General features: G+C 45.8%; 11 protein-coding genes. 4 read left to right on the top strand and 7 right to left on the bottom strand.

Annotation, left to right across the window (positions count from 1 at the left end; genetic code table 11):
* Positions 1-828 precede the first annotated feature (828 nt).
* Together Y697_RS14425 and Y697_RS14420 are read left to right on the top strand one after the other, a co-directional pair.
* Positions 829-2,172, top strand: coding sequence for a TrpB-like pyridoxal phosphate-dependent enzyme (locus Y697_RS14425; protein WP_121552491.1), 1,344 nt, complete (start codon positions 829-831; stop codon positions 2,170-2,172).
* 111 nt (positions 2,173-2,283) lie between these two features.
* Positions 2,284-2,556, top strand: a complete 273-nt coding sequence (locus Y697_RS14420) for an HU family DNA-binding protein (RefSeq protein ID WP_121552490.1) — start codon at positions 2,284-2,286, stop codon at positions 2,554-2,556.
* A gap of 32 nt (positions 2,557-2,588) precedes the next feature.
* Here Y697_RS14420 and uvrC read toward each other — a convergent pair whose 3' ends face one another.
* From uvrC to Y697_RS14385, 7 genes are read right to left on the bottom strand one after another with little or no spacing between them, the layout of a single operon-like run.
* Entirely contained in the window at positions 2,589-4,316 is a 1,728-nt protein-coding gene (uvrC, locus tag Y697_RS14415) for an excinuclease ABC subunit UvrC (RefSeq protein ID WP_121552489.1), read from the bottom strand.
* Complete coding sequence (locus tag Y697_RS14410) at positions 4,309-4,842, bottom strand: DUF501 domain-containing protein (RefSeq protein ID WP_121552488.1); 534 nt, start codon at positions 4,840-4,842, stop codon at positions 4,309-4,311. The genes uvrC and Y697_RS14410 overlap by 8 nt, the downstream gene beginning before the upstream one ends.
* A complete protein-coding gene (locus tag Y697_RS14405; RefSeq protein WP_121552487.1) occupies positions 4,812-5,627 on the bottom strand; it encodes a 50S ribosomal protein L11 methyltransferase in 816 nt (271 codons plus the stop codon). Before Y697_RS14405 ends, Y697_RS14410 begins: the two co-directional genes overlap by 31 nt.
* Positions 5,624-6,361, bottom strand: a complete 738-nt coding sequence (rnc, locus tag Y697_RS14400; RefSeq protein ID WP_121552486.1) for a ribonuclease III — start codon at positions 6,359-6,361, stop codon at positions 5,624-5,626. The genes Y697_RS14405 and rnc overlap by 4 nt, the downstream gene beginning before the upstream one ends.
* A complete protein-coding gene (locus tag Y697_RS14395; RefSeq protein ID WP_121552485.1) occupies positions 6,361-8,259 on the bottom strand; it encodes a transketolase in 1,899 nt (632 codons plus the stop codon). The genes rnc and Y697_RS14395 overlap by 1 nt, the downstream gene beginning before the upstream one ends.
* A gap of 20 nt (positions 8,260-8,279) precedes the next feature.
* Positions 8,280-9,164 (bottom strand): regulatory iron-sulfur-containing complex subunit RicT, encoded by an 885-nt coding sequence (locus tag Y697_RS14390; RefSeq protein WP_121552484.1) that lies wholly within the window; start codon positions 9,162-9,164, stop codon positions 8,280-8,282.
* 1 nt (position 9,165) lies between these two features.
* Positions 9,166-10,194, bottom strand: coding sequence for a hypothetical protein (locus Y697_RS14385; RefSeq protein ID WP_121552483.1), 1,029 nt, complete (start codon positions 10,192-10,194; stop codon positions 9,166-9,168).
* 47 nt (positions 10,195-10,241) lie between these two features.
* Between Y697_RS14385 and ndk the strand changes: the two genes are divergently transcribed.
* Entirely contained in the window at positions 10,242-10,685 is a 444-nt protein-coding gene (gene ndk, locus Y697_RS14380) for a nucleoside-diphosphate kinase (protein ID WP_121552482.1), read from the top strand.
* A complete protein-coding gene (locus Y697_RS14375) occupies positions 10,685-11,863 on the top strand; it encodes a class I SAM-dependent rRNA methyltransferase (protein WP_121552481.1) in 1,179 nt (392 codons plus the stop codon). The genes ndk and Y697_RS14375 overlap by 1 nt, the downstream gene beginning before the upstream one ends.
* Position 11,864 lies beyond the last annotated feature (1 nt).

The following is an 11,864-nucleotide window of genomic DNA, read 5'->3' as shown; positions in this document are numbered from 1 at the left end:
TGTCGGAGGACGGTGGTCCCTTGACGATTGACCTGAGAAGGGGTTGTCATCCCGTAGAGCCTGCCCTGATGAACTCACCTTCTGTCATCCCGTGATGCTTCTGCACGGGATCTATCACCTGAGATTCGCTTTTCGCTGCACGCTATAACCAAAAACAGGGACTGACCGGCTCCTATGGTCCCATTTTTCGCGTAAAAGGCAGAGATTCCGACCAGGACCTTTTTCGGGCGAACGGCCGTTCGCCCCTACAAGACCTGCATGATTTCGAATCAGATCACAGATCAAAAACTCAACCACCGGCTCTTCCTCTTCTTCCTGGCGCACAAGCGCCAGCATCACTTCCCCGGATGCCCTCCCGGGCATCACTTCCTCGCGCCAGCGAGCCTCACTTCCTGCCGGAGGCAGCATCACTTCTGACCTTGATGCCACCAACCCGCTATCCCCAACCACGGTTTCTCCAAAGCCCAGATCCCGTATGGGACCACTACGGGATGACGGCCTTAGGTTAATCAGAAAGCATCACATTCTGTCATTCTGACAGTGCTCTAGGTCAGAATCTCAATGTACAACCTCCGGCACGGTTGCTAATTTGCTTTCACGTCTTTTCACAATCCTGCTTGACTTGTAACATACGAAAGTTGTATAGTTGTTTAAGCTAAATCGGCGAGGGATTTCTATGGTTGATAATCTATGTGTAAATAAACTTAATATGTTCTGGTGGTGGAGTCGCCCCTTCGGTGGGGGTTAGCCTTTTGCTACCAGGGTAAACCCATATTGAAGGGGCTCTCACAATTGAGAGTCCCTTCATTTTTTTGAGGAGGTACTGGCATGAAGAAGAGAATCGTAGTGAATTTGAAGTCAGAGGAGTTGCCAAGAAGCTGGTATAACATAAAGGCTGACTTGCCATTCAAGATGGATCCGCCTTTGAATCCAGCAACGAACAAAGTCATCGACCCCAAAGATATGATGGCTATCTTTCCAAAGTCAATAGTAGAGCAAGAGATGAGTGAAGAGAGGTTTATTCCAATTCCCGAACCGATTCTGGACGAATATGTGGTCTTCCGTCCCAGTCCACTCATAAGAGCAACTTTTCTTGAGGAGTATCTGAACACTCCTGCTAGGATTTACTACAAATATGAGGGGAACTCGCCTACAGGAAGTCACAAAACGAACACTGCCATTGCCCAGGCCTACTACAATAAGCTCGATGGAGTTACAGAGCTTACTACAGAGACAGGCGCCGGTCAGTGGGGAAGTGCCCTTTCTTATGCTGGAAGGAAATTCGGCCTTACCGTGAGAGTTTTCATGGTCAGAAACAGCTATCAGTCAAAACCTATGAGACAACACATGATGAAGATGTTCAACGGCGCGGTAGAACCCAGTCCAGGAGAGAACACCGTAAGCGGCAGGAAGTTTCTCGAGGACAGGAAGAATTTCTCAGGTTCTCTGGGAATGGCAATCAGCGAGGCTATTGAAATAGTCCTGAATTCCACTACCAAGAAGTATTCCCTGGGAAGCGTTCTTGATCACGTGCTTCTGCATCAAACTATAATTGGGCTGGAAGTAGAAAAACAACTTGAAATTCTCGGCGAAAAACCTTCGTCTATCATAGGGTGCCATGGTGGAGGATCAAACTTTGGCGGAACGATTCTGCCCTTTGTCAAGAGGAGACTCAACGGTGAAAACATCGAGTTCGTCGCATGCGAGCCGGAGTCCTGTCCTACTCTATCTAAGGGCGAGTATCGCTACGATAGCGGAGACACCGCAGGGTTCACACCACTATTGAAGATGTACACACTTGGAAGAGACTTTGTTCCACCCGCAATTCATGCCGGAGGACTTAGGTATCACGGAGCCGCTCCTCTCGTTTCAAGATTGGTAAAGGAGGGAATCGTTACTCCGGAAGCCTTACCTCAAGGCGAGACTTTCAAAGCAGGACTTCTCTTCGCCACAACCGAGGGAATAGTACCGGCACCAGAATCGACACACGCAATTGCAGGTGCTGTACGAAGAGCAATTGAGGCCAGAGAAAATAGAGAAGAGAAGGTAATTGTCTTCACTTTGAGCGGAAACGGGTCTCTGGACCTCTCTTCATACACCAGCACAATCGAGGCTCACAAAGATGTTCTTAACTTCGATGATCTGCGTGAATCGAGCGTTGCAGAACGTTGACTCTTTGAAATGCCTTTTGTCAAACGGTTTCAGTTGATTCGGTGTTGCATTACCCGATTAGAAGATGTTAGAATTGTCTTGTGATCTGAATTCTAGCTAGGGGGTGTACTTGTGAACAAGAAAGAACTTATCGCTGAACTTGCAGAAAGAACCGGAGCAACCAAGAAGCTTGTCGGAGACGTTGTTGATAGTTTCATCGGTGTAGTTGGGGAAGAGCTATCAAAGAATGAAGAAGTGAAACTCGTAGGATTCGGGACTTTCGAGGTAACGAAGCGAAAGGCAAGAAAAGGTGTTAACCCGAGAACAAAGGAAGCAATCGAGATTCCCGGCGGGAAGGTTCCGAAATTCAGACCCGGTAAAGAGCTAAAAGAGAAAGTTCAGTAACAATTATTACGGCCAATATGAAAAGGTGGAGCTCAGTCTCCACTTTTTTCATTTGCCCACTTGACAACCATTTCAACTGCTCTGCTGTTCCTGAGGACACCGTAAAGATCGGCTTCGGAGGCTTCAGCGATGCCTTTAACGCTGCCAAATGCCTTAAGCAGAGCCTTCTTCCTTTTCGGCCCGATCCCCGGAATGTCATCTATCTTTGAAGTCTGAAATCTTCTTTCTCTGAGGACACGGTGATAATTGACAGCAAAGCGATGAGCCTCATTGTCGATAGAGATTATCATTCGCAAGACGGGGTGCTCTTCCTTCAACTTGACCCTGTCTCGATTGTCAAGGAAGACTAGCTCATTGAATTCCTTTGCTAATCCTACTACTTCGTATTCGACTATCCCTATCTCGGAAAAGGCCTTTTCGACAGCTCTAAGCTGTGGTTCTCCGCCATCGATTAGAAGTAGATCTGGAAGAGGATGTTTTGTGTATCTCCTCTTGACGACAGTTGCCATCGCCTCAAAATCATTCGGTTCATCGAGCTCGCTGATCCGGTATCTTCTATATTCGGATTTGTTCGGCTTTCCATTGTCGAAGACAACCACCGAGGCGACCGTGTACAGTCCCTGAGTGTGAGAGATATCTATCCCCTCAATTCTTGAAGGAAATCTCTTCAATCCCAGAATTTGATGGGCCTGTCTCAGGGAATGGGCGGCATTCATTCTAATCTTCTGCTCTTCATCAATGTTCTTGAAGGCTATGCTCAGCAGCCTCTCTTCCTGCTCATCACGAGGATCACCAATATAATTGAAGTCTCTCTTGAACTGCTTGATATCCTTCTTCTTCAGACCGGTTACGATAAGCGCTTTCGGTATTCGATTTCCTTTTGCGTAGTAAAACTGTGTAATGAAATCTACCGGAGTCCCATCGGGAAAATCAAAAACCAGTTTCCCAAGAAGCATTCCTCCCCTAACCTGAAGCAACGCGGCCAAACCCGTAGATACGGCGAGAATATCCGCCTTCAGATCTAGAGAAGCTTCAACTCCCTGGAACGCGTAGAGATCATCCATGGAGGAAAGGATATCTCTTATCTCCGCTGCCCTCTCAAACTGCATTGCCTCGGAGAGCACCGTCATCCTTTTAAGAAGAGCCTCTCTCACTTTCAATGTATCTCCTTCGAGAAAGTCGATGAGAGCCGAAAGCTGTCCTCGATACTCTTCGGGCGTCACTTTTTCAACACAGGGTGCGGAACACATCTTGAGGTGATAGAGAAAACAGGGTTTCTTGACCCTGTTGAGATCGTACGAGCAGGTTCGAATTCTGAAAACCTTCTGCAGAAATTCAAGCAGTTTTCTCACAAGTCCCGCACTTGTATAAGGCCCAAAATATGAACCTTCCAGCTCTTTTGTCCTTGTGATTCCAAGATACGGGTACGGATCTGAAGAAATGTAGATATACGGGTAAGTCCGAGAGTCTTTAAGGAAGACATTGTACTTCGGCTTTCCGCTGAAGATCAGATTTGCCTCGAGAAGCAGAGCCTCACGCTCTGACGTGACCATTATGAAGTCTAGATCTTCTGCCTCTTCTGCAATTCGTCTGGCCTTTTCATTCTTTGCCCAAGTAGATTCTCTGAAGTATGACAGGACTCTTCTCTTCAGTTTCTTTGCTTTGCCTACGTAAACTGCAACGCCTTTTTGATCTTTGAAGATGTAAACTCCCGGCTCCTCGGGAAGCTGAGAGGCTTTGTTCAATATTTTCTCATTCATAGTTGCTCAACAACTCTTCACAGATGACTCTCTTACAAGGACACTGAGTTTTCTTCAGCAGATTCCAGACGTCTCTTCCCACCGGATTAGGTACCCCGCCGAGAAAATTCGCAAGCTGAAGGTGGAGACACTTCACTCTTTTCAGATTTCTTATTCCTCCAATACCTCTTCCCATAAGTAGTCTCTTCTGTTCATCTGACACAGGGGACTTTTCGAGTAGCTGCTCTTTAAGAAGTGTCGTTTGCGAATGCGCTCTCAAGTATTCACCAGCAAAAACCTCATCTTCTTCGATCCTCTTCTCAAACTCAGCGATCATTCCTGCACTTTCTAACCTCGAAACTTCCTCCTTCAGAAATGGACAACTAAGCCAGAATAAAGTTGGAAATGGTTTCCCATCAGCAATCAACGAAGATTCTATGACTTGTGGAAATCCCCATTCACAGACTCTAACGATTCTGAAGTCATTTTTCAGAAACCTTCCAAGCTGTAGTGAAACTATTTTCTTCTCAGCACTATTGCTTTCCAATCTCCATCTTCCTTAATACGCTCGATGAGAAAGCCCTTCTCTACGAGACTCTTTATTTCCTGGTACTTGTCTTTGTATATTCCCGAAAGGATCACTCTGCCATCCTTTTGGAGGAACTCCCGAAGATCGAGAGCAAACTCGTTCAGCAACTCGACTATCATATTCGAGACGATGAGGTCAAAACGCTCCTCTGACTTCAACGCCGAAAGAAAATCGGACAGACGCGTTTCTATAGAGACATGATTTATTCGGGCAATTTCAACCGTTTTCTCAATAGAGTGCTGATCAACATCCAGAGCGAGAACCGAAGACGCTCCTCTCTTGGCAGCGATAACAGATAATATACCAGTTCCACAGCCCACATCAAGAACCTTAGAACCTCTTTGCACTGACTCTGAAAGAAGAGAAGCGGCAAGCTTCGTGGATTCGTGAAGGCCCGTTCCGAAGGCCATCCCGGGAATAATACCGATCTTGTTTGAATCGATTATTTTCTCTTCTTCCTCCAGAGGAATGACCTCGATCCCATTACAGAGCTCAAATGGAACCAGAGACTCCTTCCACTTCTCAAACCACTCCTTCTGTTCACTAAAACCCAGATCCGAAAACTCGATCCCTTTCAGAAAAGCCGGAAGTTCTTCCCCTTCCCCCAGAAAAACGTGCAATGCGTTTCCTGAATCAACAAGTTTTTCAAAATAGAGATCTGAAAAGCCTTCGTTCCAGCTGATTCCTTCAATTAGATCGCATTCCTCTTCTGAGAGAAACGCGACGAAGTGTCTGTACTTCACTGTTCAGCACCTGCACTATTCACGCTTTCATTTAGAGCTTCCAGAGCACGCTTTGCGGCCAGTTGCTCTGCTGCCTTTTTTGTTCGCCCTTCGCCTTCACCAACAATTCTCCCTTCAAGGAATACTCCAACCTTGAACCACTTATCCTGTGGTGGGCCTTCATCGAGAATTGTCTCATATACTGGTCTTGAACTGAAACGAGCTTGCGTGAGTTCCTGAAGGGAAGTCTTGTAATCGAGAATCAGGTCTCCTCCAACCGCTTTCTCGATATACTTTGACAGCTTTGATCGAACAAATTCAACTGAGATATCAAGCCCTCCCGTCAAAAAGATTGCTGCCAGAACAGCTTCGAAGGCATCTGCAAGAATCGAATCTCTTTCCGCTCCTCCACTCTGCCTCTCTCCTTTGCCAAGAAAGATATAATCTCCGATTCTCATTGATCTGGCGACGTATGAAAGGACCTTCTCGCTTCCCACCATAGCTCTGACTTTCGACATATCGCCTTCACTAAGGGAGTAATTGCTGAAAAGTGTTCGGGCAAGAGACAATTCGAGAACGGCGTCTCCCAGAAATTCCATTCTTTCGTTGGACTCGAGAAGCCTTTCTCCGTTTTGGGCAAGCTCATTGGTAAAAGAGGAATGACAGAGAGCCCTAAAAACGAGCTCTCTGTCCGCTTCTATTTCGTTTATAATGCAAAACTCATTGACCAACTTTTCTTCTTCTAAACTAAGCATTAATGGATAATACCCCTGACCCTTTCTACAATGCTCTTGCTCGAAAGACCCGAAAGGTCATAGAGCAATTCGTTGTCTCCGGAGAACATATACCTGTCGACGCCAATCTTTTCGAAACTCTTCGGCGTTATTCGAGACCGGACTAAATAGTCGGACAGGATGGACCCTAGACCACTATTGACATTGTGATCTTCAAGAGAGATGACTGTAGAGGAGAGGTACTCCTTAACACTATCGAAGTTCGCTCCAATTGGACAACTAACATTAAGAACGGTCACTTCTATACCTTGAGATCTCAGTTCGTCTGCTGCCTTCACTGCATGATGAGTGACCTGGCCCGTGGTAACAAGCGTTACTTCCTTTCCCTTCCTCACAATGTCTACCTTTCCGTACTCAAACTCATAACCGTCCCCAAAGAAAGGCTTTCCATCCTCATCTGCAATTGGATTCATCGTAGATCTTCCCATAGCAATGACGAAATTCCCGTCAGCTCTACTCATGAATCTGACTGCTCTATCTGTTTGGTTTGGATCGGCAGGTACTATTAGTTTAAATCCGAAGAAGTTTCTCAGAGCCCCAATGTAATCTAGACAGTGATGAGTCTTACCATCTTCACCAACGTCGATTCCAACGTGAGTTACTCCGACCTTTACGTTTGCCTTGTTAATATCGTTTAGTCGCTGCTGGTTATAGGTCTCATCTATGCCGAAAACTCCGAAGTCGGCAAAGAAAGCCAACACACCACACACCGATGCGGCACCAGCGACAGTTGCGGCATTGTGTTCCTGGACACCAATTTGTATGAAGTTCTCAGGCCAGATCTTCTCGAATTCATTTACCTTCGTAGACGGTTTTAGATCACAATCTACTACCATCACTGGGAGCTTACCTTTGTTGAGCTTTCCGATATCTGCAAGAGCCTTCCCGAATGCCGATCTGTTATCGCTCTTCTTTTCAACAGGATATACGAAAGGGACTCCAATTATCGGTCTTATTTCTTCGTCCTTATGGTGTATTGGTTCATGATACGAGGGAAGCCTATTTCTCATCTCAACAAATCTGTCGATGTCATTTTCAAGCTCAAGTTCGGAAAGAGCGGAGGCAGCCTTGTCCATATCCAAAGGCTTTCCATGATATGAAACATCACCCTCCATAAACGAAACTCCCTTTCCCATTATGGTCTTGCCGATTATTGCGACGGGAGTTTTCGACTCGGACGCTTCTACAAGTGCCTTGTTCAGCTCTGAGTAGTCGTGACCGTCAACTTCAATAACCTTCCAGCCATCCGCCAGATAATTAGCCTTTATATCCACGAACATAATGTCGCGCGCATTCCCAGAAATCTGAGCGTCGTTGTAGTCGATAACCACAACGAGGTTATCAAGTCCGTACTTCTTTGCGGTCCTTCTTGCTTCCGCAACCTGGCCCTTGGCCTGTTCCGCATCGCTCATTGCAACTAATACCCTATAATTCTTTCCGCTGATTTTTGAAGCAAGAGCCATGCCAACTCCCACTGAAAGCCCCTGCCCGAGATTTCCGGTTGTCCATTCTACACCAGGAATTCCTCTTGTGATGTGACCTTCGAATACGGAACCTGGATGTCTAAAACCGGAAACAACTTCGTCGATATCAACGAAACCAAGTCTTCCCAGCGTCGCGTAGACACCTGGTGATGTGTGTCCGTGGCTTACAATAACCCTGTCGCGCTCCGGATCAAAGGGTTTTTTTGGATCATTCTTTGCAAAATCGAATACGGAGAGAAAGATGTCTATGGATGACATTGAACCTCCTGGATGACCAGAATTGGCAACAGTAGTCATCTTTATTATGTCACCCCTGCATATTCTTCCAAGATCTTCAAGCCTTTTCAATTCAGCTTTCGTAAGTAAACCCGCCATATCCAACCTCCATTCATCCTTCAGTCGTCAATCGAAATATCTTCGTCTCTATTCTTTATTAATTCATCTGGATTTGTATCCTGTAAGATCGATCTCTGGCTCTTTCTGAAATCGTCGAACTGAACCTTAAGCATCTGCCCATCATCTGCAACAAGAGTAATAACCTTCATGAAAATGTTTACAGTCAGAACCTTACAGGTCTTGCCTTCATAGTCGACAAGAGAGCCCTCATCTGGAATATCCAGGAGCTCGTTTTCATAGAGCTCTTGTTCATATGAAAGACAACAGAGAAGTCTTCCGCACCTTCCAGATATCTTTGCCGGGTTGATCAATAACTGCTGCTTCTTTGCATGCTTCAACGTTATGCTTTCAAACTGTCTTAGAAAACGAACGCAACAGGCAGTCATTCCACAAAGTCCAAGACTACCGGTCATCTTAACCTCGTCTCGTATTCCAACCTGTCTGAGCTCGATTCTCGTCCTGAAAGCTCTCGCAAGATCCTTGACCAGCTCCCTGAAGTCGACCCTGCTGTCGGCACCGAAGTAAAACACGATTCTCGATCGATCAAACATGTATCTCGCCTCAAGAAGTCGCATGGGAAGAGAGTGCTTCTTTATCAGTTCCTGGCAGGTCTTCATTGCAGCCTCAGCTTCTTCTCTATTCTTGGAATCCGTTTCCCAGTCTTCGTCGGTCATCACTCTGACAATAGGTTTAAGCTCTTCCTTGGTGTCATCTATTCGAGTTTCAACAGGTCCATACATAACCTTTCCAACATCCAATCCAAATTCACTCATTGCGAGCACATAGTCACCCTGCTTCAGCAACTGCTCGCTGGAAGTGTACTGATACAGCTTCCCTACTGAGTGGAATTCAATTCCATAAACCGTTCCATATATCTCAGGCATCTCAATTACCTCCGTTATTCCTTCTTACTAGGCTTCTGGAAAGAGCATACAAAGCTCTAAAAGAAACAAGAGTTGCACTCAGCGACGAAGTTCGCTGTCTAAGAAAACTGTCGCACCACACAAAATCCTCCAGAATGTCCTTTCCCGGCTTGAAGTTCACTAGCCATTCTAACAGATCAATGTTCGTAAGCGAGTCATTAGGAGTATCGGCCGAAAGAATCACAATATCCCTCAAAAGGCTTCTGGAGACTTCAACAAGTTCACGTGCCCTTTCAAATGAACCCTGACCGATGAAAATGGAGGATACCTCCCTGAAGGCCGAAAAGAAACTTTTGGAATCCACAAAACTCTTGCACAAAGCTGCAAACGCTCTTCTTCGCCTCACGAGATCCATCGGATCTTCCTCTACACTCTCTACAATTAGCTGTTTCAATCCCTCAAGATCGGAAGGCACTCCAAAGGCCTCGTGAGTTATAGATTCAGGATCTCGCTCCAGAAAGAACCGTAAGACCGAGAAGCTCTGCTGTGCAGAGGCATATATAAGGGAAACTCGTTCTCCGTAATCCGACTTGAGTCTGTTCATAAGCTCCTCAGGAATATCCATGACAATCGAAATAGTTCTGCTTCTAACTGTTGGCAGAAGCGATTGCCATGAAGATGTGGTCATAATGAGAGTCGCGAAATCGGGAGGCTCTTCAAGAACTTTGAGAAAAGCATTTGCGCTCTCATCAGTCATTTTCTCGCACTGATTAATCAGCACGAATTTTCTCTTGTCTATCGCAGGTTTATGAAGCATCATTTCTTCTATGTCTCGAATCCTGTCGATTCCAATGTTCCCATTTTCCGGTTCTATTAGGAGAAAGTCTTCAATATATCTCTTTCTGTTCCATTTCGGATCAGCCTCTATTACTGAGATGACCGAGGCTTTCATGTACTCACTATCTCTGCCCACCAAAGTCACACTTTTTCCCGAACCGCGAGCCAAGAACCGGGAAAGTCTTTTATTAGCTACTCCATCGAACCACTCCATGCTTTAATTATATCAATGAATACATAATTTGACCGGAGGGAAGTATTTTGGAGAAAACATTTGCTTATCTAAAACCAAACACGATACAGAGAGGCCTTGTTGGAGAAATAATAAGAAGGATCGAAGAAAAAGGTCTGAAAATTGTCGCTCTCAAGATGCTGACGATCTCTGAATCCATGGCTAGAGATCTGTATAGGGAACATGCAGGAAAAGACTTCTACGAACCACTGCTGGCTTTCATTCAATCGGGACCAGTCGTGGCCATGGTGCTCGAAGGTGAAAACGTCGTTCAAAGATTGAGAAATCTAGTCGGCAAGACCGATCCGCTTGAAGCCGCCCCGGGAAGCATACGAGGTCGGTTCGGCGTGTCCATAAGGAAGAACTTGATACACGCATCCGATAGCATTGAGAGCTCAAACCGCGAAACCAATATATTCTTTGAAGAAAGCGAGATGAATGATTATTCACTCATGAACGAAGGCCAGTTCTGATGCTAATTGCTCGAATCAGAAAGGGAAAAGAAGGCAAGATCCGTAATTCTTATCCGTGGATCTTCAAAGACGAGATCATAGCTCTGGAAGGCTCTTCCGATGATGTATGTGAAGTGAACATTTTCTCTTCGAACTATGAGTTTCTCGGGAAGGGCTTCTTCAATCCGAACTCCACCCGAGCGATAATGGTTCTAACAAATCAAGACGAAGAGCTGGGAGAAATGTTCTTCGGCAGGTTGCTGCAAAAAGCTCTCCAGAAGCGGGAGAGACTTTTCAATAAGCCTTACTACAGACTCGTTCACGGTGAAGGAGACAGACTTCCCGGATTGGTGGTCGACAGATACGGAGAGATCCTGGCTGTGCAATTCAGAAACTCGATTATGCAGAAAAGAAGGGAAATGATAGTCGGTCTGCTCAGAAATCTCGTGAATCCTAAGGGAATCTACGAACGGAGCGATTTCGAGATGGGAGTGGAAGATAAGATAGAGAGACATACGGGTTTGCTGTTCGGTGAAGTGCCTGACTCTGTCGAAATTGAGGAAGAAGGTATCAAGTACCTCGTGGATGTGAAAAACAGCCAGAAGACGGGGTTCTTTTTTGATCAGAGAGATTCCAGAGCATTCTGCAGGAGAATCACCGCAGAACTCTCACTCGAGAAAGGTCTGGATCTTTTCTCTTTTACAGGAGGCTTCGGACTTAATATGGCTTATTCAGGCGCCAAGGCGATCTGCGTAGACAAGTCCGGCGACGACCTAGATCGGGGAAGAATGAACGCAGTAGTGAACAGGCTGGATAAAAGGCTGCAGTTGGTTCAGAGCGATGTTCTTGACTTCCTTGATGGATTTGAAATGAAAGACTATTTTGATATAGTAATAGTAGACCCGCCATCCTTTGTTAAGCATAAGAGAGAGCTTCCACATGGAATTTCACTTTTCAGAAGGCTAGTAGAGAGTACACTTCCGCTTGTAAAGGATGGAGGAGTCCTGGGTTTATGCACTTGTGCCTATAATATTGGTATCGAGCATTTAGTTGAGTCTATCAGAAGGTCAACGGAAAGTACTGGTATAACATTTTCGCATCTGGCTATTACACTACAATCGCCTGATCATCCATGGCTTGTTGAGGTTCCGGAGAGCCTTTATTTGAAGTGTCTGTGGGGTTTGGTAGCAAAGGAGTGAG

The organism is Mesotoga sp. BH458_6_3_2_1, assembly GCF_003664995.1.
Classification (GTDB): domain Bacteria; phylum Thermotogota; class Thermotogae; order Petrotogales; family Kosmotogaceae; genus Mesotoga.
This window is presented reverse-complemented; position numbering and strand designations above follow the sequence as displayed.

Excerpts from the sequence above, each read along its gene's own strand:
- Y697_RS14425 (WP_121552491.1), top strand. The coding sequence starts at position 829 with ATGAAGAAGAGAATCGTAGTGAATTTGAAGTCAGAGGAGTTGCCAAGA.
- uvrC (WP_121552489.1), bottom strand. The coding sequence starts at position 4,316 with ATGAATGAGAAAATATTGAACAAAGCCTCTCAGCTTCCCGAGGAGCCG.
- rnc (WP_121552486.1), bottom strand. The coding sequence starts at position 6,361 with ATGCTTAGTTTAGAAGAAGAAAAGTTGGTCAATGAGTTTTGCATTATA.
- Y697_RS14395 (WP_121552485.1), bottom strand. The coding sequence starts at position 8,259 with ATGGCGGGTTTACTTACGAAAGCTGAATTGAAAAGGCTTGAAGATCTT.
- Y697_RS14390 (WP_121552484.1), bottom strand. The coding sequence starts at position 9,164 with ATGCCTGAGATATATGGAACGGTTTATGGAATTGAATTCCACTCAGTA.
- Y697_RS14385 (WP_121552483.1), bottom strand. The coding sequence starts at position 10,194 with ATGGAGTGGTTCGATGGAGTAGCTAATAAAAGACTTTCCCGGTTCTTG.
- Y697_RS14375 (WP_121552481.1), top strand. The coding sequence starts at position 10,685 with ATGCTAATTGCTCGAATCAGAAAGGGAAAAGAAGGCAAGATCCGTAAT.